Genomic DNA, 24,373 nt, shown 5'->3' on the forward strand with positions numbered 1-24,373 from the left:
ATGGATAATAAGCTATTAAAAAACATCATTGAGGCATTACTTCTAAGTTCTAATGAGCCTTTATCTGTAGAACGCCTATTAGAAACTTTGGACGAGTGGCAAAGACCTTCTAAAGAACGTCTAGTAACTATTATTAACGAGTTAAAAGAAGATTATTCGTCACGATCTTTTGAGCTTGTCCAAGTGGCTACAGGATTTATCATCCAGACAAAACAGGAATACAGCAGTTGGGTTGCGCGATTGCAAATAGAAAAACCCAGTAAATATTCACGAGCTTTGCTTGAAACATTAGCCATTATCGCTTACAAACAACCAGTAACTCGAGCAGATATTGAAGAGTTGCGTGGAGTGGCAGTAAATAGCCAAATAATAAAAACTTTATTGGAAAGAGAGTGGATTCGTATTTCTGGTTATAAAAATGTAGCAGGTAAGCCTGCTGTTTATACAACAACAAGAGAGTTTCTCAATTATTTTAATTTACAATATTTAAACGAGCTTCCATCCTTGCCTGAGGTTATGGAAACATTGACTTTACATAATCCTAATGAAGAAGAGTGTATTACCGAATGAGCAGCTATAGGTTACAAAAAATATTAAGCCAAGCAGGCCTTGGTTCTCGACGTGAAATGGAACGTTGGATAGAAAATGGTTGGGTTCAAGTTAATGGAAAGCCAGTGAAATTGGGTGATTCAGCAAATGCTGAAGATAAAATCACAGTAAAGGGGAAGTTGATTCCAAACCCACTGAAAATAAAAAAGAATATACGAGTTTTGCTCTATCATAAACCTATAGGAGAAATTTCAAGTCGTCATGATCCCAAGTTTGAGAAAACAGTTTTTGATCATTTACCTCATTTAAGACAGGGACGCTGGGTACAAGTAGGGCGCTTGGATTTAAATACATCTGGTTTACTTATTTTTACTAATTCAGGTGAGCTCGCGAATCAATTAATGCATCCTAAATATGGGTTAGAAAGGGAGTATGCAGTTAGAGTGCATGGACAGGTTACTCCTGAGGCTTTAAATAATTTACTAAATGGAGTTGAATTAGATGATGGAATAGCTAAATTTTCTCGTTTAGAATTTCGTGGTGGAGAGAGTACTAATAGTTGGTATCATGTGACTTTAAATGAGGGACGAAATAGAGAGGTGAGACGTTTATGGGAATCACAAGGCGTTGAGGTAAGTCGTTTGATCCGAATTCGCTATGGGACGCTCACTATGCCAAGATATTTATCTCGAGGGCAGCATTATGAATTATCACCTACAGAGGTCTCAGAGTTTTTAGCTTCTTTACAAAGATGAATAGGGATGTGTTTTCCTAAAGCATGTAAATTCTCTGAACTTGGGGAAATTAGGGACCATGAAAAAAGGGAAGTTAATTTTAATTAATGGGGCGAGTAGTGCAGGAAAAACGAGCTTGTGCCGCGCTTTTCAAGATCATGCTCAAGAGATGTGGGTTCGTTTAGGGATCGATCATTTTTGGTTTATCATGCCGCCTAATAAACTTATCTTAAACCAGCAAGACGCAGAATATTTTATACTCAGATGGTCTTATTTATGATGAACTCATCCCAGGAGCGAAAGCAAATAAGATAGTTAAAGCAGGTTTTTTCTCTTTACCCATATATTTAGATGCGGCTATTAATATAATTTCCGATCAAATCTTTTGGTCGTGGGATTGGGTATGTTGGGCGATGGAATCCTTGAAGAATTATTATGTTTTGATGGTTAAGCTAGAGGTAGAGGATAGTATAGGTAATCAAAGAGAATCCGCTCGAGGCGATGGTATGAAAAAAGAAGATGCCGAAAACAATAATCGACCTGATGGTCATTATCGCGGTTCTTCTAAGGTCGTTCATCAAGGAGTAATTTATGATTATGTTGTTGATGCTACCTATCACACGGCAAAAGAATTGACTGTTGAAATTGAAAAAGCGCTTAAAGGCATTAAAAAGCCATCTGCTTTGAATAAAATGCGAAAAAAATATTATCAGAAAGAAACGGAAACCTGGTTAAATCCAAGATAGGTTACAGTGTCTTACTTTAATAAGTCTAATTGCTTTAAAAACTTAGGCGGTTTTCTAAACTGGCTGGCTTGTTCAAAAGCATATGAGAATTGAATTAGCCGTCCCTCCTGATAAGAGCTACTAAAAAAAGAAACACCTATGGGTAATTCATTGATAAAGCCTGCAGGAACGGAAATATTAGGATAGCCTGCCACAGCGGCATGAGTATGGCTGTTATGGAAATTGTAATCTCCACATACAGGATCAATAAGAAATGGCACTCCCTCGCTAGGAGCCATTATTGCTTCTAAGTTGTCTTTTTTTAAGGTTTTATCAATTCCTAAATGAGTTGCTAAATGAAAGCAATTTTCTAGCGCATTTTTATAATCAAGAGAAGCTAAGTCTTTAGTATTAGCTAGTACTAAGTTCTCTTGTCCAAACAGCGGCATTACTTTATCTGCATATTGCTCATTATATCGAATTAAATCCTCTAAATTGCGAACAGTAGGGTCCTTTCTACTTTTTAAGTAGTTTTCTAAGCCAAACTTAAACTACAAACCGTGCGAGTCATTGGTCCGGGGGTATCGTAGCTGAAAGCGAGAGGTATCACTCCAGATCGGCTGATTAAACCTACTGTTGGTTTAAGACCTACAATTGCAGCGGCTGAGGAAGGTTTTATTATTGAGCCATCGCAAAGGACTACGTGGACCGGTTTGAGCGCGTTCTTTATCTAAGGAGTCGGCAATTTCCAGGAGTTCTGGATTCAAATCAATAATGGCATTCACCGCAGGACCAGTATGATTTTTCTCAGTAATATTTTTTATGTACTCTTGGCAAAGTTCTTTCGCAGAAAGAAGACCTTGCTGCATGGCTCGTTGAATTTCTAAAATAGATTTTTCTTCCATAAAAAACCTTATTTTATCTATGCTGTATAGTTGTTTTTACCGAACGGCTTTAATGATTCTGCAATCTGTTTATATAATTCAGGCAGCCATCTGGGTTGTGCAAAGGTTGATGTAGATGGTTTTTTCTTGCGAAGATCATTAGGTGCAATAATCACTTTAATATTATTTAAACCTACACGCCTTGCTAAAATAAATAGCTGATCAATTGCAAGATCGCCCACAGCCAAACAACCTACGGATAAATTTTTCCCATGGATAAAGATATTATTTCCTAATTGCTTTCTTCCGTCCTGATAACCTTTCTGTCTGTCAAAGCTATTGGGGTAATTAATCATCATTGATAGATGCATGCTACTAAAAGGGTTAAAATTAACTAACCTATAAACTCCTTCAGGAATTTGTTTGTCATTTTCACGTAACTTAGGTCCTAACCGTCCACTGAAACCGGTTAGTGGATAATCATGAACATGTTTCCAAGCCTGCTTCGAGTTTTTTGCCCAAAGCTCCACCTTTCTTTCTGACTTAAATGCAAGTAAGGCTACCTCACGAGGAGGATAACTCACCCCAGCCTTCGAAAAGTATTTTTTTAACTGTGGTTCAACTCGCAAACCATAACGTTGTACAGCACGATCAACTGCTTGATCCCAATTAAGTTTTGGAGCCATAGCGTAACTGTTAAGGCTAAGTACTGCCATAATAAGGGCAACTAATCGTTTCATGTAAATGCTAAAATGATAAACTTTTGACATGGTATCAAATAATAATTCAAAGAACAATTTCACTTCCAAGGTTACCTCATTAAACCTAGATTTGTACTTTAACCAATGGCTCATTAAATAACATATGCACATATTCTTTATTCTTTTTTATGCTTTAATACCATTTGCTTTTTAACCGACAATGGTAATTGCGCTGCAATAAAATCAGGGCTTACTGCTAAACGTCCTACAGATGGTATTAAACCATAATAATTAGGGCAGAGATACATGATAGAACTATCAAAATCAACTTTATAAAATACATATTTACTTTTGCAATAATTGGGTTTATTAAAGAGTGCAACTTGTATTATTGGCGTCCCCTCCATTTTATTTTCAATAAAAAAGGCATTAATCCAGAGATTGACAATACTTAAAAGGGCAATAACAACTAAGAAAGCATTAACAAAGCTGTATACATATTTTGAAGTATGCGCAACGCTTAAATGTGAGATAATATAAATTAAGGTAATAAGCAGTATAAGCAAATTAAAAGAATATATTGTTGCGTTATAATAATTAAAATAAGTACCGAAAATCCGATTACCTGAGAATTGAAGATGAATCAACATAGCTATAAGGCTTAGCCAAAGAGCTGAAATCATGTAATAGATGGCACTTTTTTTTATTCCAATAATCAGGAGTATTAAGGCAATTAATGGAAAAAAATTTTGGATTAATTTTGCCGTGATATACATTTAAGACATACTCTTAAAATTATATTTATTCTTACAAACCATATAGTTATAACAGTATTTTTTATTGATGTATAGAAGGTTATCCTTCAGTTCAATTGGAATATCAATTTTTTTGTTTAATAAGAATGATACTTGGATGCACAGGATATCGTGTTGTTTTAACCATCGCATCTGGAAGCATGATTTGTTTCACTATAAAGCTTCTCTCAGCTTTAAACATGTAATGAAGTGGATTAATAAGTTTTTTAAAAGAGCTCATGTTTTTTTGTTTAGAAACAGACACCGATGAATGAATACTACCTATCCATAAAGGTTTATTTGATTTCGTTAAGGTATAATTGGACTCCCAAATTCTTAATTCTAAAGTTAAATCAGATTGTTTTTCAGTATGAGTCATTATTAATACAGGCGATTTATTTTCATAGAGTTGAGTTAATAAGGGTAATTTGACACTATGTGGTTCTTTATCGATGTGCATTAATAAATTGGAAAAAAATGAATCTGTGTGTGATTCCCATCCATTTTCTTCTAGGCTATGTTGGAGTACATATAAATCACCAGCATATTGTAAATTAAGCAGGCTGATCCTCTTGCCAATTCTACTTAATTGGTAAATTGGTAATATGGGCTTTTTTTGCCGCCACCACGTCTTTTCACTTAAAGTATATTGTTGGTGAACAGGTGTATGGCTGTAAGATAATGTTTGGAAATTATAATAGGTGGATAAGAGAGAAAATAAAAGAATACTGATAAAAAAAGATAAAATTATTGATAAAGAAAATGATGTTTTTGTAAGATTAAAGTTTGTTTTTCTATAAATCAAACAATGAATTAAGCAGATTGCTGTACCCGCAAAATAGGAGGCGAGAATATCTGTTAGCCAATGATCTCCTAAATAAACAGAACCTAAACCACTTAAGCCCAGAATTGTAAAAATAATAGACTTAAAAGTATTTGTAAATAGATTATAAGTGTTTTTTATATAAAATAAGACAAATCCATATAAGGCTGTAGCAATTTCAAGATTAATTGCCGGGAAAGAGGAACCTGGCATAACCACTAAAAGTCCAGGGGGTCTTGGAATGTACATGGAGGAGGTCAATAGGAATGCAAGAAGACTACAAAACACAATGAGACTAAACAAATAAATTACTGTAGGCATTTTTTTATGATAAATAAACCAGCAGGAGCTAATAATAAAAAAACTGATAATAGTTATTGTGCTGGTAAGTTGGGTACAAAAAATAAAAAAGAATTTGAGTATTGTCGTATTAAAACTCTGAAGCAATAAGTGAATCGGCAAATTAATAAATGACAGCCATGGTGTTTTAACTGTTAATCCAAGGATAATCATAAAACTAATGATACAAAAAAAAGTAATAAGTACTAAGAATGCTGTAGGATAATGGTCTTTTTCTCCTTTAGGAGTAAATGCATTATATACAGGAGTTAATAATGAATTAGCTTTAAACTTTATCCATAATCCATGCAGGTATAATTTTAAAAAAGTGTTTAATTGCCTAATTAGCCACTTAATTATTAAACTGATGAGCCAAACTCCGGCAAGAAGTATAAGGATTAATACAAATAAGTGTGTCGCAGTTTCTGTGGATAATTCATGACTTGCTGCTCCAAGTACAACCCCAGGCATTACATACAAAAAAGACCAGCCTATAGCAGATAAAACATTTGCAACAAAAAAATGCCATTGTTTCATATGCAGTATTCCAGCAATAACTGGAATTATAGACCGTAAGGGACCTACAAAACGGCCTATCAGTACACTTTTTCCTCCATGGGTTTTAAAAAAATCCTTGCCATATTGCAGCCATCTGGGATATTTCTTAAATGGCCAGATGTCAATTAGCCGTTCACTGTAATAGTAACCTAATAGATAACTTAGGCTATCACCTACTATTGCACCTAAGGTCGCTGCCAATAAAGTAAGATCAATACGCATGACACCTGAACCTGCTAGGATTCCTATCGCAGTCATTGTAACGCTTCCAGGTACTATACTTCCGATAATTGCCAATGACTCTGTTAATGAAATGAGAAAGGTTATGAATAAAGACCAATGAGGGTTTTGTTGCAACCAAACTGTAAGAGGTTGTACATAGTCTATGAACAAGTTCATGCGTCACTAAGGATAGAATTGTTGTAGAAAATATTGCACAAAATGTTGATTGACATCATCTAATTGTACCCTGGGATGAAAATGACTTATTTGAGTCATTTCCATTTTTGCAAATCCACAAGGATTAATACCCAAGAATGGTTTTAAATTCATATTAACATTAAGTGCAATTCCATGATAAGTACAACCATTTTTTACTCTTAAACCGATTGAGGCAATTTTTTGTTCTTTTACATAGACGCCTGGAGCACCACATCGAATCGAGCCCTCAATTTTATATTGCTCAAGAACAGATATTAAGATTTGTTCTAATTTGCTTACTAAGGAGCGGATACCTAAATTTTTTCTTCGAAGATCCATCAAAACATAGGCCACAAGTTGTCCAGGTCCATGATAAGTGACTTGCCCTCCACGATCAGACTGTATTACCGGAATGTTGGTGGGGTTTAATATATGCTCCGCTTTTCCTGCTTGGCCTTGAGTATATACAGAAAAATGCTCGAGTAGCCATAGTTCATCTTCAGTGTTAACTTGGCGACTCTGTGTAAAATCTTTCATTTGCAGCCAAACATCAGTGTAATTTTGAATACCTAGCTGTCGTATTTTCATTATAAAACCATCTTTACTTCTGGATGCTGAGTAATTGCTCGATAATATGCATCAAGACTTTCTTGATTTTCAACAAATACGGAGACTGTGATCGCCAAGTAATTGGAGTTCTTACTCATTTTATGCGTCAGTGCATCTTGAGCTGTATTGGGAAAATGAGTCAGGGTAATTTGCCTGATTTCTTCTAGAAAAAAAGTTGAATTATTCCCTATTATTTTTATAGGAAAGTAACAGGGAAAATCAATCAATGTTTCTTTAGTCATCCTGTATAAACCTTAGGAGCCAAACCATCCTTTAAAAAGCAAACGTATCGAATCCTTGGTCCGAGTAAAAAAGCCCCCAGACTCAACATCTTGGAGCGCATAAAGAGGTTGAGTGGATACAATGTTATTATCAAACTGTACAACTAAATCACCTATTTTATCTCCTTTTTTAATCGGAGCTTCAAGATAAGAGGGTATTTTGGTTGTAATATTTAGACGTTGATATTGTCCTGTTGGAATTGTAATGTATTGATCTTGATTTAGACCCACCGTCATCTTATCTATTTGCCCTTTGTAAAGAGGAAGTTCTGTAATTGATTGTCCGGATTTATAAAGTTGGTGTGTTTCAAAAAATCTGAAACCATAGTTAAGTAATTTTTCACTGTCATCTGCACGAGATGAGTCTGTGGGCTCACCTAATACTACTGCTAATAAGCGCATATTGTCACGTTTTGCAGAAGATACTAAACAGAATCCTGCTTCGTTCGTATGACCTGTTTTTATACCATCTACTTGATTATCGCGCCACAACAAGCGATTTCTATTGGGTTGACGAATTCCATTGTAGGTAAACCATTTTTGCTTATACCATTCATAATATTGAGGGAAGTCAATAATTAATGCTCTACCAAGAATTGCTAAATCTTTAGCTGTAGTATATAAGTTGGGATCAGGTAACCCAGTGCTGTCAGTAAAATGACTGTTTTTCATGCCCAAATTTTGGGCCTGTTGGTTCATAAGATCGGTAAAAGAGTTTTCAGTTCCACCGATATGTTCTGCCATAGCAACACATGCATCGTTTCCGGAGTCAACTATAATACCTTTAAGCAAATCTTCAACGGGTACTTGTTGTCCTTCTTTAATGAACATACGCGAACCGCCAATTTTCCATGCTTCACGACTTACTCTAACATTATCATTAAGATGAATTTGTTCATGATGAAGAGCATTCGAGATAACATACAGAGTCATCATCTTAGTTAAACTTGCAGGAGGTAATCGTTCTTCACTATTTTTTTCGGCAATAATTTTCCCACTATTTACATCAATCAATATGTATGCTTTAGCATTAAGAATAGGTGCTGCAGGAGTTACTAATGGTTTATTCGTAATTGAAGGAGAAGGTCTCTCTAAGTTTGCTGTAGGTTTTGGAGGTAACGAACCTTCATCAGCCATACAATGTGCTGATTGTACGAATAATGTGATAATAAACAATGTAGTTAAGAGAATAGACGTTGTTCTTGTCATGTTATTGCCTAATGTAATTACAAAAATCAACATATAGTACCACAGCCTTTTCCATGCAACAAAAGGACATGTGAAAAATAATGAATTTTTTTTCCATTAAAAAATAATTCTTCGAAATTAAGCCATATTTCGGTATATTAATCCTAAATAATAATAATTCGAAATGGTAAATATGCGAAAGATACTTATTGCGATGACAATTCTATTAACAGGATGTCAAACTACAAATCAGTCTCTTGATACAGCATCATCTAGCGGAAAAAAAACCACACGACACACATCTCAAAGCCCGAATAGTTCAATTTATAATCGCTATAAAAATAAAACAAATCGATACACACAATTTCAGGATGGAGCACCAACAAAGCAGAAGAAAGTTAGCTTTAGAGAGCCTGTTCCAACAAAAGAACCTTTAAGCCGATACGGTAATCCAAGTGAGTACTCTGTCGATGGACGTTCTTATCAAGTGATGAGAAATTCATCAGGATATAAAACACGTGGAGTCGCTTCTTGGTATGGAACAAAGTTTCATAAACAAAGAACTTCAAGTGGTGAGCCGTATAATATGTATGTAATGTCAGCCGCCCATAGAACATTACCTTTACCAACTTATATAAAAGTCAAAAATTTAGATAATGGGAAAGAAGCTATAGTCAAAGTGAATGATCGGGGACCTTTTCATTCCAATCGGATTATTGATTTATCTTATGCAGCAGCATTAAAACTTGGCGTGTTTCCTAAAGGGACTGCAAATGTTGAAATAGAAACATTAGCAGGACCAAAACAAGCTCGTTATTACATACAAGCAGGAGCTTTTACAACCGAGGCCTCAGCAAAGCGTCTAAAAGAAAAATTAGTTCGTATTACAACATCACCTGTTACCATCGAACGTTATCATCGAAATTACATTGTTAGGATAGGACCATTTGGAGCAAAGAACACAGCAGACAGTTTAAAGCATAAGTTAGCACTTAATGGAGTTAATGGAACATTTTCTGTTTTGATTTGATTAATAATAGAATATATATAGCTAATTAGTGGATAAATAGATAAAATTATTGCGTCTATTTTTCAAAACATTAGGGTCTGTGGATAATTCGCTAAACTGAGTCAAAATAACATGATTTTAGAGTACCGAAACGCTGCATACACGACGTGTGTGAATCGGAGCGCATAAAATTATGCCATTTTGGCCAGGATAGTAGAATTGTCAACAGACCCTAAAATTGTAATAATAATCATTGTGGTCTGGATGAAACAACGCTAACTTGGGAAACGGAATGTTTTTTTTGACTCGCGGTATTATTTTCTAAATTTTTTGGGCTAATTAACATTAATAAGGTACTTGATCAATGCATGATGGTTCTGTGTTTTATACCATTTTTTTAATTTTCGCAGGCGCTGCATTTTTATCGACATTGGTACTTTATACCAAGCAATCATTATTAGTTGCTTATATTCTACTTGGGGCAATGCTTGGTCCTTGGGGATTAAAGCTTGTATCTGACATTAGTACGGTAAAGCAGATTGGTGATGTAGGGATTGTATTTCTTCTATTTCTGCTCGGATTGCACTTGCAACCGCAAAATCTAATCCATATGTTACGAAAAGTAACATGGATTGCTTTAATTAGTTCCATCCTTTTTGCTGTAACTGCATATTGGATTGGGAGATTTTTTGGACTAACTGTAACTGAGTCATGGATTTTAGGTGGCTCGATGATGTTCTCTAGTACTATTATTGGTTTGAAATTATTACCAACTACTATCTTACATCATCAGCATACAGGTGAAGTCATGATTAGTGTGTTATTAATGCAAGACGTTATTGCAATAATTGTGTTAATTTTGATTAATGGTGCGCAACATCGAAGCGGTCTCTCTTTTGATGATATTATTCTAGTGGGTATTGCTTTACCTGCGCTCTGTCTTTTTGCATTCGCGGTGGAAAAATATATTTTGATTCGTTTACTTGCTCGCTTTGACAGAACTCAAGAATATGTATTTCTATTGTCTATTGGTTGGTGTCTTGGTTTATCGGTTCTCGCACAAAAAATAGGTTTGTCTGAAGATATAGGTGCTTTTATTGCCGGAGTAGCCTTAGCTGCTAGCCCTATTTCTCTTTTCATTGCAGAAAGCTTAAAACCATTAAGGGACTTTTTTTTAGTGATGTTCTTCTTTTCAATTGGAGCAACCTTTAATTTTGACTTGGCAAAACAGATTGTTATGCCTGCTCTAATCTTATCCGCCTTAGTGTTGCTTATAAAACCTATTTTATTTTATTTTCTTCTTAATAAATCCGGCGAAAAAAAACAGGTTGCTAAAGAAGTAGGCGTCCGATTGGGGCAAGCAAGTGAGTTTTCATTACTTGTTGCTAGTATTGCACTGAGTACTCAGCTTATTTCAGATAAGGCATCAAATTTGATCCAAGCGACAACTATTTTAACTTTTATTGTTTCATCGTATTTTGTTGTGTTGAAATACCCAACGCCCATAGCATTATCTGATAAAATGCGTAAGGATTGAATAATGAAATTATTGGTTATACTTTTATGTTTATTTTGTGAACGATTCTTGATTCATACTGTTTCTTATAAACGATTTGATTGGTTTTCGAATTATTATCAGAATATAAAAAGTAGAGCGGATAAGAATCGTTTTTTTATTAATCCTTGGGCACTCTTAGCTTTAATAATAATACCCCTATTATTATTGGCGCTAATTATCTATTTACTATTAAATGACATTTTTTTTGGTTTAATGGGTTTGCTTTTAAACATTTTAATTTTCTTCTACTGTCTTGGGCCGCAGAATGTATTTTATCCAATCACACAATCAGAGACCAAAAGCGAGCAAGAATTAGTAGCAGATTATTTTGTCTCTTCAAACAGACAATTATTTTCTCTTGTATTTTGGTTTATTATTGCTGGGCCAATAGGAGCCCTTGCTTATCGCTTGATTACTTTATGTCGAGAATTTAATGCTGTTTATGAACAAGCAAATGAAACAACAGATCTACTTGAATGGATACCTGCACGACTTACAGTAGTGCTTTTCTTACTTGTGGGAAACTTCCAACGAGGTATTTCTTTGTTCTCGCGCTTTCTTTTTGCGAAACCCGAAACTAATTCGGAGATGCTGCGAGATTGTGGACTGCAAACGATTAGAAGCAATGATATGGAAGAAATATCCATATCGGCAGCTGAAAATTTAGTTGAGCATGCAATTATTGTTATGTTGGTTTTTATTGCTTTATTTACATTATTTTCATGGTTGTAGCTTATAACGGATATTTATATGAGCTTTTTTTTGCGACTATTTTGCTGTGTTGTGTTCCTTAGTCTTTTGAGTTGCCAAGGGATACGGCAACATGTACTTAAGGAACGAGCAATAGCACAGTGCACTATGATTTGTATGCAGCATTTCGAATTTTGTAAAAAAAATTGTGTTGATAATTGCCCAACTTGTTCCGCTGCATCTCAAGCTACGGCTGCTAGGGATTTTGAAATATACGTGCATGAAAGAAAAGTTGAAGGCAAAAAAGTGTTGCGTGAGTTGAATTCTTACCGCGATCCACTACAATGCCGCAAAGTAACTTGTAACTGCCAGCTAGACTTGATTATTTGTAAACAAAGTTGTGCTGGAGTAATTCCAAAAAAATTACAAACTGTACCTAATTGTATTTAATAGATTTCGGGGAACACTTTCATGGCAAATGAAAACAATTTAGATTTGGATCCTGTGGAAACACGTGAATGGCTGGATGCCCTGCAAGCTGTATTGATCAATGATGGTCCTGAGAGAGGTGCGTTTCTTTTAAAACAGCTTCTTAATAAAGCAAACTCAGAAGGCATAAATTTATCAAGCTCAATTAATACGCCGTACAGAAATACTATTAAGCTTCATGAGGAAAAGCAAATTCCTCCCGATGAAGGACTCGCTAAACGGATTAGTGCATTAATTCGTTGGAATGCAGTAGCTATGGTATTACGCGCAGGTAAATATGCACCTGAACTTGGCGGCCATATTGCTTCTTATGCATCTTCATCTACTTTGTATGAAACAGGTTTTAATCACTTTTTTAAAGGCCCTAATAGTGAAAACTGTGGTGACTTAATTTACATACAAGGTCATTCTGCTCCAGGGATATATGCACGAGCTTTTTTAGAAGGACGACTCACCGAGGAGCAATTAAGTAAATTCAGACAGGAAGTAGAAGTTGATGGTTTATCATCTTATCCTCATCCTTGGCTCATGGGGCAATTTTGGCAATTTCCTACTGTATCAATGGGGTTGGGCCCATTACAAGCTATCTATCAAGCAAGATTTTTAAAATATTTAGAAAATAGAGGACTAATAAAAGCGGAGAATCGAAAAGTATGGGCATTTCTCGGTGATGGCGAGATGGATGAGCCTGAATCAGTTGGCGCTTTAAGTATTGCTGCCCGAGAAAAGTTAGATAATCTAATTTTTGTTATAAATTGTAATTTGCAACGCTTAGATGGACCTGTTCGAGGTAATGGCAAAATCATTCAAGAGCTAGAAGGTTTATTCCGTGGTGCAGGTTGGAATGTAATCAAGGTCATCTGGGGAGGACGATGGGATCCTCTATTAGCTCGTGATAGGGATGGTTGGTTACAAAAACGTATGGAAGAGTGTGTCGATGGAGATTATCAAGCTTATAAAGCAAATAATGGCGCTTATGTAAGACAACATTTCTTTAATCATTACCCTGAATTAAAGAAAATGGTTGAAAATTATACAGACGAGGAGATTTGGCGCTTGAATAGAGGCGGTCATGATCCACAAAAAGTTTATGCCGCTTATGCTAAAGCAGTTGAACATAAAGGCACTCCAACTGTTATTTTAGCAAAAACAATAAAAGGATACGGCATGGGGGCAGCTGGTGAAGGACAAAATATTACTCACCAACAAAAAAAGATGACCGTAGAACAACTCCAGGTATTTAGAGACAGATTTAGCATCCCTGTGAGTGATGAGAAGATTGCTGATGTTCCTTTTTACAAGCCTGCCGATGATAGTCCTGAGATTAAGTACATTAAAAAGCAAAGGGAGCTTTTAGGTGGTTATTTGCCAGCACGATCTACTACAGTAGATTCACTTAAAACCCCTCCTTTGGAAGATTTTTCTTCGATTACTAAAGGTTTGGGTGATAGAGAAATTTCTACAACTATGGCTTTTGTTCGTATTCTTTCAGTTTTGTTAAAAAATAAAGAGATTAGCTCACGAATCGTTCCAATTGTTCCAGATGAGTGTCGTACTTTTGGTATGGAAGGATTATTCCGACAAATAGGAATTTATTCTCCAGTCGGTCAACTATATACTCCTGTAGATCACGAGCAAGTCATGTTTTATCGTGAGGCACGCGATGGACAGATTTTAGAAGAAGGAATTAATGAAGCGGGGGCTTTTTGTTCATGGATCGCAGCGGCAACATCCTACAGTTCAAATAAATTGGCTATGATTCCATTTTATATTTACTACTCCATGTTTGGTTTTCAACGTATCGGTGATTTAGCTTGGGCTGCCGGGGATATACAAGCACGAGGATTTTTACTTGGTGGCACAGCCGGACGTACAACACTTGCTGGTGAGGGTTTGCAACATCAAGATGGACATAGTCATTTGTATGCATCTACCATTCCTAATTGTGTTTCTTATGATCCTACTTATGCATACGAGCTTGCTGTAATTATTCAAAATGGATTACATCGTATGTATGAAAAGCAAGAAAATATTTTTTATTACATTACTGTAATGAATGAAAATTATACACACCCAGATATGCCTGCAGGAGTGGAAGAGGGCATTATAAAAGGAATGTATTTACTGCAAGAAAGTAAGAAAAAATCCAAGCATCACGTACAACTCATGGGAAGTGGAACCATATTGCGTGAAGTCCTTCAAGCCGCGAAAATGTTGAAGGAAGATTATTCTGTGACTTCTGACATTTGGAGTGTGACAAGCTTTAATGAATTAAGAAGAGATGGCTTAGCTGTAGAACGTTATAACGCAATGCATCCCCAGGAAAATGACCAAAAATGTTATGTTGCTGAACAATTAAAGAGTAAACCAGGTCCAGTAATTGCCGCAACTGACTACATGAGAATTTATGCGGATCAAATTCGTCCTTTTGTTCCAAATCGTTACATAACTTTGGGAACTGATGGCTATGGAAGAAGTGATACACGTCAACAGTTGCGTCATTTTTTTGAAGTCGATGCTAAGTTCATCGTTTTGGCAGCGTTGAATGCTTTAGTTGCTGAAGGAAACCTTGATAAATCCAAGGTTGTGGACGCAATGAAGCGCTATAACATTAATCCTGATAAATTGAATCCAGTTAATCATTAGAATTGAATTATAAGCGGATAGGGCAAATGTCCTAATCTATGAATTCTGATGCATTAACAATCTGTCCTGGGTGATCTGTATTTCCACCTAGGCTAAATTTGAGGAAAGAAATGTCAAAAGAAATAGAAGTTAAAATTCCTGATATTGGCGGTGCTACTCAGGTTGATGTGATTGAAATCATGGTTCAGGCTGGAGATCAACTAGAAGTAGATACTCCCCTAATTACGTTAGAATCCGATAAAGCCAGCATGGAGATCCCCTCTCCAATTGCAGGAAAAGTTACAAAGTTAAACATTCATGTAGGCGATAAAGTATCGGAAGGCGATGTGATTTTATTGGCGACTGTGGAAAAAGAAACTGAAACAACTCAAGAAGTTGAATCCACGGAAAAAAAGGGATCAGATACTCAAGAAAAGAAACAGCCTGAGATTAAAAAGCAACAAGAAAAAAAATCAAATGAACAACAAACAAGATCCGAAAAAAAGGTTAAGATTCCTGACATTGGTGGCGCCACGCAAGTTGATGTAATCGAGGTCATGGTCCAGGTTGGGGATCAAATAAAAGTGGATATGCCTCTAATTACATTAGAGTCTGATAAAGCTAGCATGGAGATCCCCTCTCCTGTTGCAGGAACAATTACTCAGCTGAATGTTAAAGTAGGTGATAAGGTATCAGAGGGTGATGAAATTTTAATCGCCACAGTAGAAAGTGAACGTGAAGCAGAAGTTGAAACTGAAGAAGAAACGATTACAGTTCCTCAGCAAGCTGCTGTTGTTCCCGAAACACCTAAGGACACTCAAGTTATCCCAGAGAATATAGAGTCAACGAAAATTATTGCTGCAGGTCCAGCTGTAAGACGATTGGCGCGAGAATTGGGAGTAAATTTAACTGAAGTAAAAGGTAGCGGACGTAAGTCACGTATTACTAAAGAAGATGTCCAAGCTTATGTAAAAGCACGATTAAGCGCACCACCAAGTACTGGAGCTTTTGGCATACCACCCAGTCCTGCAATTGATTTTTCGCAGTTTGGTGAAATTGAAACAAAACCACTGAATAAAATTAAAAAACTTACTGGAACTAATGTTCATCGCTCTTGGATAACTATACCTCATGTGACTCAGTTTGATGCAGCTGACATCACTGATGTTGAAGCATTTAGAAAATCTGAAGCGGAAAAAGCTAAGGAAAAAGGATATAGGCTAACCTTGTTGGCATTTGTTTGTGCTGTAGTCAGTAAAGCCTTAAAAGAGTTTCCTCAATTTAATGCATCACTAGATTCTACAGGAAGCAATCTTATTTACAAAAAATATTGCAATATTGGAATTGCTGTAGAAACACCAAATGGGTTAGTAGTGCCTGTACTTAAAAATGTTGATCAATTAAGTGTTGTAGAAATTGCACTTGAAATGACTCGTTTGAGTACTAAGGCTCGGGATAAAGGTTTAATGCCAATGGATATGTCAGGAGGATGTTTTACTATTTCTAGTTTGGGAGGAATTGGTGGTACATCATTTACACCTATAGTGAATAGTCCGGAAGTCGCTATTCTTGGTTTATCGCGCTCAGAGATAAAACCTGTTTATGAAAATGGTACCTTCCAACCAAGATTAATGTTGCCTTTATCTCTTTCTTATGATCATCGAGTTATTGATGGCGCAGAAGCAGCACGGTTTACTCGCTTTATTGGTGATTGCTTAAGTGATATAAGACGAATTTTACTGTAGTTTACGAGGGAAAACTGCAATTAAAGAGCAGAGACACCCATTAATTATAATATATGGTTTTAATAATATTTAATTTAAGAGGCTTGTAATGGCTAATCAACTAAAAACAGATGTCATCGTATTAGGTAGTGGTCCTGGTGGATATACGGCAGCATTTAGAGCAGCAGATTTAGGAAAAAAAGTAGTACTAGTAGAGCGTTACGATTCGCTTGGTGGGGTTTGCTTAAATGTTGGTTGTATTCCATCTAAAGCATTATTACACATAGCTAAGGTTGTTGAAGAAGCTCATGAAATGTCTGAGCAAGGTGTTAGTTTTGGTAAACCTAAACTTGATAATAAAAAAATTGTTGCTTGGAAAAACTCCGTAGTTTCTAAATTGACAGGTGGCTTAAAAGCTTTATCAAAACAACGTAAAGTTGAAGTAATTACTGGGATTGGTAAATTTTCAGGTACTCATCAAGTGACTGTTGCTACCAAAGACGGGACTGTAGAGGTCGAGTTCGAAAATGCGATTATTGCAGTTGGTTCTGAATCCATCAATTTACCTTTTATTCCAGAAGACAAGCGAATTTTTAGTTCTACTGGTGCTCTAGAGCTTGCGGATATTAAAGGTAGTTTATTAGTGTTAGGTGGGGGGATCATTGGTTTAGAAATGGCTACAGTTTATTCATCTTTAGGTGTTGAAGTAACTGTAGTTGAATTTATGGATCAACTTATTCCTGGAGCTGATGCTGACTTAGTGAGTGTTTTACAAAAACGAATGCAGAAAAAAGGCGTTAAGTTCCTTTTAAAAACCAAAGTAACTGCAGTAGAAGCAAAAAAAGACGGTATTTATGTTTCTATGGAAGGTGAACATGCAACGGATAAGCCGCTTTGCTTTCAACAAGTTCTTGTATCAGTTGGCAGAAAACCTAATGGTGGAATGATTGATGCAGAAAAAGCGGGAATTAAAGTTGATGAACGAGGTTTTATCAAAGTAGATAATCAACAAAGAACGAATGTTTCGCATATTTTCGCGATTGGTGATGTTGTGGGACAACCAATGTTAGCACATAAGGCAATTCCTGAAGGAAAAATAGCAGCAGAAGTTATTGCAGGTAAAAAGCATTATTTTGATCCTAAATGTATTGCTAGTGTTGCGTATACTGATCCAGAGCTTGCATGGACTGGACTAACTGAGAAAGAGGCCAAAGAAAAAAATATTCAGTATGAAAAAGCTACTTTCCCTTGGGCTGCTAGTGGTCGGGCATTAAGTATGGGACGCGAAGAGGGAATGACAAAGTTATTGTTTTGTCCAGATACAAAGCGAATATTAGGCGCAGGAATCATTGGTGTTAATGCGGGAGATTTGATCGCGGAAGCCTCCTTAGCTATTGAAATGTGTTGTGATGTTGAAGATATTGCTTTAACTATTCATCCTCATCCAACACTTTCTGAAACTGTTGCTCAAGCAGCAGAAGCATTTGAAGGAACAATTACTGATCTTTATTTACCTAAAAAGAAGAAAAATAAAGATGGCGCATCTTAGAGATGCTTTATCATTTTGTAGCCTGGGTTTAGTATATTTGACCCAGGTGAGCAATTTATTTTCTTAGGAGTGACAAGGGATGACATTTACTATTCGTAGTATGACTGAATCAGATATAGACACTGTTTACGCGATTGAAAAAAATGTTCATATTGCTCCTTGGAGCCGAGATATCTTAAGGGATTGTGTTCGTGTGGGTTATGATTGTCGTGTTTTTGAAATAAACGTCGATGAAAATCCTATTATTGTTGGTTATGTAATTTGCAGAATCAGTAATAATTATTCTCATATTTTGAATCTTTGCATTGCAAAATCATTCCAATCGAAAGGATACGGGCGTAAATTTTTAGAAAATATACTTAATTCATTTATTCAATTGCCCCATATTGAATATGTAGTTCTTGAGGTAAGACCTAGCAACAAAATAGCTTTGAGTCTTTATCACAGCATGGGGTTTGAACAAGTAGAAATAAAACCAGCATATTATACGGATAATAATAAAGTTGAAGATGCAATTTTGTTAAAAAAAACATTGCCTTTTTAAGATTTGTTGACGATTGACTCCCACTCCTACGTATCGCGTTTTATGTGCGACATCCAGTCTTGCCAGAACCTGATATTGGTTCTTAATCGATTCACACAAATTGCCAACAGACACTAATATAAAAAAAATTATAAAAAAACGATGTCAAGACTATTTTTTCATGTTCTCTTTATATAAAATGTTCAGCCCACTATTCTAGTTTAATCGAATTATTTCCTGTGGATAACTTTTAACTAACCTCCTTCTTCTGTTTTTCACTTTTGCTCATAAAAGCACTATATAATCCTTATTTATATTGAGTTTATGGTATTTTCATATTGATAGAGTTATTTGAGTGTTATCCACAGTTTTTGTGGATAACACTGTGAATAGAACCATGAATTGTTTGATAAATAAGTTCATTTCTAAAATGATCCAAATTTAACCAATGACGTAGTTTATAGATAATCCATATTCTATATGCTTATATCATAGAAATACCCTTTATGTGGAACCCCTGTTATTTAGAAGAAGAATGTAATGATGTTATGCATTGTGGATTTCGTTATGACAAATTATCATGACAAATAGCAAATGCCTGTGATACCCTGTAGCATCATGAAAAAGTAATTCTTTCTTATACGCTTATAAAAGCAGTTGAGTCCTATTGTGTAAGCTAAGGACATTGAATCTACTGAATTTATCTCCATGGTGATTATTGCTTTCACCAAACGATTCAAAAAATCCAGCGTATTCAGCTTACTGTCACTAACTAAACAGCTGCTTCTAAGATGATGCCTTTTTCAAAAAGTTAAAAGATTTATTGATGAGAATATTTTGATGAGAAGAGCTAAGTCTAAAACGAATCCAATTGTGCGCACAGCTCAAATTGATAATTTAAGTCATGATGGAAAGGGCATAGCACGTATTGATGGTAAAGCAACTTTTATCCGAGGTGCTTTGCCTGGTGAATTAGTTGAATTCCAATATACTAGAATAAAAAAAGATTTTGATGAGGGTTTCGTACTTAAAGTTCTTGAGCCATCATCTTTTCGTGTTACACCTAAATGCCCTCATTATGAAATGTGTGGTGGTTGCTCGTTACAGCATGTAAGCGAAGAAAAACAAATTCATTTCAAACAAGATCAATTATTGGATTTGTTATCACGATATGGTCATACTAAACCACAGATCGTTTTATCACCTTTAATTGCAAGCTATTGGAATTATAGAAATAAAGCACGATTAAGTGTTCGTTATGTGGAAAAAAAGCAAGCTACAATGGTTGGATTTAGAGAACGAAATAATCCTCGGTATATTACTGAAATTAATCAATGTCCTGTTTTAAATACAAAACTCGATAGCGACATCATTGCTTTAAGAAATTTAATAGATTCTATGGAGGATAAATATTGCATTGCGCAAATTGAAGTTGCGGCAAGTGATGATGAGATTGCACTTATTTTTCGAAATTTAACTTCATTAACCCCTGAAGATGAATTTAAAATTCAAAAATTTGCTGAAGAATATCACTATAAAATTTTTCTTCAACCTGGTGGCCCAGAGAGTGTTTATTGTTTTTATCCTCCGAATGCGAATGAGTATTTAGCTTATCACTTACCGGACTTCCAAATTTCTTTCACCTTTCATCCAACGGATTTTACCCAAGTTAATTCAATGTTAAATCGCTCTATGGTGACACGCGCATTACAACTTATGGACTTAAAAAGTACTGATATAGTGCTAGACTTATTTTGTGGGTTAGGTAATTTTTCACTACCAATGGCTAAGTTTTGTTCCAAAGTGCTCGGTGTTGAAGGCAGTAAAACTATGGTTGAAAGAGCATATATGAATGCCAAAGAAAATCATCTTTCCAATGTGGATTTTTATGCGGCTAATTTAGATGATGTCAATGAAGTAAAAAAGCTGGTGCAACAGCCCTGTAACAAAGTACTAATTGACCCTCCTCGATCAGGGGCACTTGAGATCGTGAAACAAATTGATTTGCTCAACCCAGAACGTATTGTTTATGTCTCTTGTAATCCCATAACATTAGCACGAGATACAGATATTTTAGTGAATCAAAAAGGTTATGTATTGATAAAAGCAGGAGTAATGGATATGTTTCCTCATACAGCTCATGTTGAATCAATCGCGATGTTTGAGAAAGGATAAAACTTATGGTTAGAGTAAAAGATACTATTCCATTATGTGCCGATGGAAGCATTGATGTGGATTTATGGCTGCATCAATTAGGTGCAAAAGGGTACCTGGATAATCTTGAACTCATTCGTGCTGCATGTACTTTAAGCCAACTGGCTGGACAAGAGCATGCAACAGAAACTGGCCAATCTTGTTTGCAACAAGGTTTATCTATGGCTGATTTACTTGCTGATCTTGAAGTAGATCAAGAGACACTCGCAGCAGCAATTATTTTTGAAAACGTACACTATGCTGATTTATCGATTGATGATGTTGCCGAGCAATTAGGTTCTAACATTGCCAAATTAGTAAAAGGCATAGAACGTATGAGCGCTATGCACAGTTTTCAGGCATTGAACAAATATCCACAAAATAAACAACAAATTGATAACATTCGTAAAATGTTATTAGCTATGGTCGATGATGTTCGCGCGGTGTTAATTAAACTTGCTGAACGCTTATGTGTTTTAAGAACTGCCTCTCATTTATCAGAAGAATTACGTAAACAATTAGCTACTGAGGCAATGGAGATATATGCTCCTTTGGCCAATCGACTTGGAATAGGGGCTATTAAATGGGAAATGGAGGATCTTGCGTTCCGCTATTTACATCCTGATGATTATAAAGCGATTGCAAAAGGCCTGAAAGCAAAACGGTTAGAGCGAGACAGTTTTGTTGATGCTATTGTTGCGCAATTGAATGAGCAAATTAAAGCAAGTGGGATAGAGCATTTTGCTGTTTACGGGCGTTCAAAACATATCCACAGCATTTATAAAAAAATGACCCGTAAAAATGTATCCCTTGATGAGATTTACGATGCTACAGCGGTACGTGTACTTGTTGATACTAAACCGCAATGTTATGAAGTATTAGGTATGGTGCATACACTTTGGAAACAAATTCCTGCAGAATTTGATGATTACATTACTAATCCTAAACCCAATGGTTACCAGTCACTGCATACGGCAGTTAAAGGACCAGAAGAAAGGGTTTTTGAGGTCCAAATTAGAACGTTTCATATGCATGATTTAGCAGAAATGGGTGTGGCCGCACATTGGAAATATAAAGAAGGAGGCGGCAAACCAAAAGAAAGTCATGAACGTAAAATTGAATGGCTACGTGACGTATTGGCTTGGCATCGAGAAATGGCAAGTAATAAAGGAGTTCCTGAAAGCAGTACTACAGAATTTCTTGAAGACAGAGTTTATGTATTTACTCCTGACGGAGATGTTCTTGATTTACCTCATGGCGTTACTCCTTTGGATTTTGCTTATCATGTACATAGTGATTTAGGTCACCGATGTCGTGGAGCACGAATCAATGGTCATATAGTACCTTTGACCTATCAATTAAAAACAGGGGATCGAGTAGAGGTTTTAACTGGAAAACAAATTAAACCTTCACGCGACTGGATTAATCCTCACTTAAATTACTTAAAAACATCTAGAGCCAAAGCCAAAGTATTGCATTGGTTTAAAATGCAAGATTACGATCGTAACGTTCAAGAAGGTCGTGAGCTGTTGGACAAAGAATTAAAATCTTTAGGAATAAAATCGGATAAGTTAAATGAAGTCGCTCCGATGTTGCATTTCAAAAAACTAGATGATCTGTATGCAAACTTGGGACGTGGTGATATTAAAATGGGGCAAATTATTAGTAAAATTGCTCCTCCTGCGCCATCGGAACTTAATTTGGAGCGGTTTGTTAAGCCCCAATCAAAACCAGAAGTTACCGGAAGTGATTTACGTATCGAAGGTGTAGGTAATTTGCTAACCTTTATGGCAAGATGTTGCCAGCCTGTTCCAGGAGATGCAGTTGTTGGGTACATTACTGTAGGACGCGGAGTATCTGTACATAGGCAAGATTGCCCTAATATTATTCATGCCAGCGAGCGACAAAAGCAACGTTTCTTACAAGTTAGCTGGGGAAGTGCTACTCGTGAGAATTATGTAGTAGATATTCTTATTAAAGCGTTCGATCGTTCTGAGTTACTTAAAGACATTACTTCTTTACTGGCGAATGAAAAGGCACATGTTTATGCATTGCAGACCCAGAGCAACAAACAAGAAAATATGGCTTATATTACATTAACTGTTGATGTAGATGGTCTAGGTAGCTTATCTCGTTTATTAACAAAACTAGAGCAAATTCCTAATGTATTAGAAGCAAGAAGGCAATTATGATTGAGTACTATGTTTGTCAATCTGTTGCATCTTGTAATCTCGGAAACCATTCCAAATGTGCTGAAATTTTCCGACCATCCGCACAAAGACTTGGAGAAGGATAAATAAAGAGATTCCTATTCATGGAAATGAAGTCTCTTATAAAGCCCGCTTACAAACAGGCTACTACGCTTACATAAAACCACTTTGTCAATGTACCTTAATTTTTTTTAATCCCCGCAATGATTACATGTTCATCATCATTATCCTTATCGATATGAGCCTTTGCAATTTTTTTGGCAAGCTTATGGTAAAACATTTTACAAGGTATTTCCTCGACACCACCCTCTTTATTGACATCAAAACGAGTACAACTAGAGTTATCAATTTTTTTAATATAAATTTGGTGTCTATCCTTTTCTCCATTTTTCTGAGTAATAGGATAAGTGACTAATACTTGATCATAATCTTTTAGCAAAGATTCTACTTCTTCTTCACTTTCACATTTACGAGCATCTACTTCTTGTTTTACATAGGGGATATTATGATCTACAAATACCGCATGCAAACCATCTTTTCCCTGATGGATCAGATCAATTTGATGTTGTTTTTCTTTTCTTGCTTCTTTATAAATATATTCAGAACTACCTTCCCTGTAACTAGCATCCCGTAAGCCCAATTGCTCTTCAAAATATAAGTTGACCATTGGAGAACAAATGCCATTCTCATCAGGGGGTGCATTAGCTTCCCGTAAGATTTTATCTTGATTAGTAAATGAATTTTGGGAGCTGGACAAAGATATCATTATTTTTTGAGAACTTGAATTATATGTAGCTTCTTTAGAATTAGTAGCATGTATCTGTTTTAAAGCGGTAAATTTGTCTGCAATAAAATGAGCAACGAAATCAATGGGTTTTAGCAAAAATTTAGCTCCTGCCCAAGGAACTGTATTTATATTATCATTTCCGCTGAACTTTGATGGACTCTCTTTGTCTTCATGATCTACTTCATAAAAGCTAGGCGAACTCCCATACTGTTCCTGAAGCTCATTGTCTACTTTATTATAATCAGTATCACAATAATCATCCCAGGTAAAACCAGTTTGATTATCAAACTCTAATGAAGTGGTATTACCATCTGAAAGATGGGTTTTAGTATCTTCAATAATATTTGGATCGCCAAATGGATCATCCATAGTAAGTTTCCTTATACAATGCTTATAATAAATCTATTAACT

At 35.8% G+C, this 24,373-nt stretch carries 24 protein-coding genes; 14 read left to right on the forward strand and 10 right to left on the reverse strand.

Annotated features, from left to right (window positions below):
* The 4 genes from scpB to Lgra_RS17345 are packed head-to-tail and all read left to right on the forward strand — an operon-like array spanning position 1 to position 2,029.
* Positions 1–570, forward strand: a complete 570-nt coding sequence (gene scpB / locus Lgra_RS01540) for an SMC-Scp complex subunit ScpB (RefSeq protein ID WP_058497527.1) — start codon at positions 1–3, stop codon at positions 568–570.
* On the forward strand, positions 567–1,304 hold the full coding sequence (locus Lgra_RS01545; RefSeq protein WP_058497528.1) for a pseudouridine synthase: 738 nt from the start codon (positions 567–569) through the stop codon (positions 1,302–1,304). Before scpB ends, Lgra_RS01545 begins: the two co-directional genes overlap by 4 nt.
* Before the next feature lie 58 nt (positions 1,305–1,362).
* Positions 1,363–1,563, forward strand: coding sequence for a phosphotransferase-like protein (locus tag Lgra_RS18440; RefSeq protein WP_058497529.1), 201 nt, complete (start codon positions 1,363–1,365; stop codon positions 1,561–1,563).
* A 31-nt stretch (positions 1,564–1,594) separates the two neighbouring features.
* A complete protein-coding gene (locus Lgra_RS17345; RefSeq protein WP_274519560.1) occupies positions 1,595–2,029 on the forward strand; it encodes a phosphotransferase-like protein in 435 nt (144 codons plus the stop codon).
* Positions 2,030–2,040: 11 nt separating this feature from the next.
* Here the strand turns inward: Lgra_RS17345 and Lgra_RS01560 are convergent, their stop codons facing one another.
* From Lgra_RS01560 to Lgra_RS01595, 9 genes are all read right to left on the reverse strand, one after another.
* Positions 2,041–2,457, reverse strand: coding sequence for an amidase (locus Lgra_RS01560; RefSeq protein ID WP_058497531.1), 417 nt, complete (start codon positions 2,455–2,457; stop codon positions 2,041–2,043).
* Between the two features lie 86 nt (positions 2,458–2,543).
* Positions 2,544–2,738 (reverse strand): amidase family protein, encoded by a 195-nt coding sequence (locus Lgra_RS18570; protein WP_083502834.1) that lies wholly within the window; start codon positions 2,736–2,738, stop codon positions 2,544–2,546.
* Positions 2,650–2,913, reverse strand: coding sequence for a hypothetical protein (locus tag Lgra_RS01565; RefSeq protein ID WP_058497532.1), 264 nt, complete (start codon positions 2,911–2,913; stop codon positions 2,650–2,652). Before Lgra_RS01565 ends, Lgra_RS18570 begins: the two co-directional genes overlap by 89 nt.
* Before the next feature lie 17 nt (positions 2,914–2,930).
* The gene (locus tag Lgra_RS01570) at positions 2,931–3,632 is read right to left on the reverse strand and encodes a L,D-transpeptidase family protein (RefSeq protein ID WP_172468418.1); all 702 of its coding nucleotides are present in this window, start codon (positions 3,630–3,632) and stop codon (positions 2,931–2,933) included.
* 137 nt (positions 3,633–3,769) lie between these two features.
* Positions 3,770–4,369 carry a hypothetical protein gene (locus tag Lgra_RS01575; protein WP_058497533.1) on the reverse strand — a complete coding sequence of 200 codons (600 nt, stop codon included), beginning with the start codon at positions 4,367–4,369 and terminating at the stop codon, positions 3,770–3,772.
* A gap of 103 nt (positions 4,370–4,472) precedes the next feature.
* Positions 4,473–6,506, reverse strand: a complete 2,034-nt coding sequence (locus Lgra_RS01580) for a VTT domain-containing protein (RefSeq protein WP_058497534.1) — start codon at positions 6,504–6,506, stop codon at positions 4,473–4,475.
* A 6-nt stretch (positions 6,507–6,512) separates the two neighbouring features.
* Positions 6,513–7,115, reverse strand: coding sequence for a lipoyl(octanoyl) transferase LipB (lipB, locus tag Lgra_RS01585; protein WP_058497535.1), 603 nt, complete (start codon positions 7,113–7,115; stop codon positions 6,513–6,515).
* Positions 7,115–7,378, reverse strand: coding sequence for an HP0495 family protein (locus Lgra_RS01590; RefSeq protein ID WP_058497536.1), 264 nt, complete (start codon positions 7,376–7,378; stop codon positions 7,115–7,117). Before Lgra_RS01590 ends, lipB begins: the two co-directional genes overlap by 1 nt.
* 12 nt (positions 7,379–7,390) lie before the next feature.
* A complete protein-coding gene (locus Lgra_RS01595; RefSeq protein WP_172468393.1) occupies positions 7,391–8,626 on the reverse strand; it encodes a D-alanyl-D-alanine carboxypeptidase family protein in 1,236 nt (411 codons plus the stop codon).
* 172 nt (positions 8,627–8,798) lie between these two features.
* Here Lgra_RS01595 and Lgra_RS01600 point away from each other — a divergent pair, with 172 nt between their 5' ends.
* The 10 genes from Lgra_RS01600 (at position 8,799) to relA (ending at position 23,157) form a co-directional block, all read left to right on the forward strand.
* Positions 8,799–9,635 (forward strand): septal ring lytic transglycosylase RlpA family protein, encoded by an 837-nt coding sequence (locus Lgra_RS01600; RefSeq protein WP_058497538.1) that lies wholly within the window; start codon positions 8,799–8,801, stop codon positions 9,633–9,635.
* A gap of 343 nt (positions 9,636–9,978) precedes the next feature.
* Positions 9,979–11,151, forward strand: coding sequence for a cation:proton antiporter (locus Lgra_RS01605; protein WP_058497539.1), 1,173 nt, complete (start codon positions 9,979–9,981; stop codon positions 11,149–11,151).
* A 3-nt stretch (positions 11,152–11,154) separates the two neighbouring features.
* A complete protein-coding gene (ampE, locus tag Lgra_RS01610) occupies positions 11,155–11,904 on the forward strand; it encodes a regulatory signaling modulator protein AmpE (protein WP_058497540.1) in 750 nt (249 codons plus the stop codon).
* An 18-nt stretch (positions 11,905–11,922) separates the two neighbouring features.
* Positions 11,923–12,312 (forward strand): hypothetical protein, encoded by a 390-nt coding sequence (locus Lgra_RS01615; RefSeq protein WP_058497541.1) that lies wholly within the window; start codon positions 11,923–11,925, stop codon positions 12,310–12,312.
* A gap of 21 nt (positions 12,313–12,333) precedes the next feature.
* Entirely contained in the window at positions 12,334–14,997 is a 2,664-nt protein-coding gene (gene aceE / locus Lgra_RS01620; RefSeq protein WP_058497542.1) for a pyruvate dehydrogenase (acetyl-transferring), homodimeric type, read from the forward strand.
* Positions 14,998–15,107: 110 nt separating this feature from the next.
* Entirely contained in the window at positions 15,108–16,721 is a 1,614-nt protein-coding gene (gene aceF, locus Lgra_RS01625) for a dihydrolipoyllysine-residue acetyltransferase (RefSeq protein WP_058497543.1), read from the forward strand.
* A gap of 88 nt (positions 16,722–16,809) precedes the next feature.
* Complete coding sequence (gene lpdA / locus Lgra_RS01630) at positions 16,810–18,249, forward strand: dihydrolipoyl dehydrogenase (RefSeq protein WP_058497544.1); 1,440 nt, start codon at positions 16,810–16,812, stop codon at positions 18,247–18,249.
* 79 nt (positions 18,250–18,328) lie between these two features.
* On the forward strand, positions 18,329–18,793 hold the full coding sequence (rimI, locus tag Lgra_RS01635; RefSeq protein WP_058497545.1) for a ribosomal protein S18-alanine N-acetyltransferase: 465 nt from the start codon (positions 18,329–18,331) through the stop codon (positions 18,791–18,793).
* An 819-nt stretch (positions 18,794–19,612) separates the two neighbouring features.
* Positions 19,613–20,947, forward strand: coding sequence for a 23S rRNA (uracil(1939)-C(5))-methyltransferase RlmD (gene rlmD, locus Lgra_RS01640; protein WP_058497546.1), 1,335 nt, complete (start codon positions 19,613–19,615; stop codon positions 20,945–20,947).
* 5 nt (positions 20,948–20,952) lie between these two features.
* The gene (gene relA / locus Lgra_RS01645) at positions 20,953–23,157 is read left to right on the forward strand and encodes a GTP diphosphokinase (protein WP_058497547.1); all 2,205 of its coding nucleotides are present in this window, start codon (positions 20,953–20,955) and stop codon (positions 23,155–23,157) included.
* A gap of 199 nt (positions 23,158–23,356) precedes the next feature.
* On the opposite strand, the gene Lgra_RS01650 is transcribed toward relA, so the two are convergent.
* Positions 23,357–24,331: a hypothetical protein gene (locus tag Lgra_RS01650; RefSeq protein ID WP_058497548.1), complete on the reverse strand. Its 975-nt coding sequence runs from the start codon at positions 24,329–24,331 to the stop codon at positions 23,357–23,359.
* Positions 24,332–24,373: the final 42 nt, after the last annotated feature.

The sequence above is a fragment of the Legionella gratiana genome (assembly GCF_001467695.1).
Taxonomy (GTDB): domain Bacteria; phylum Pseudomonadota; class Gammaproteobacteria; order Legionellales; family Legionellaceae; genus Legionella; species Legionella gratiana.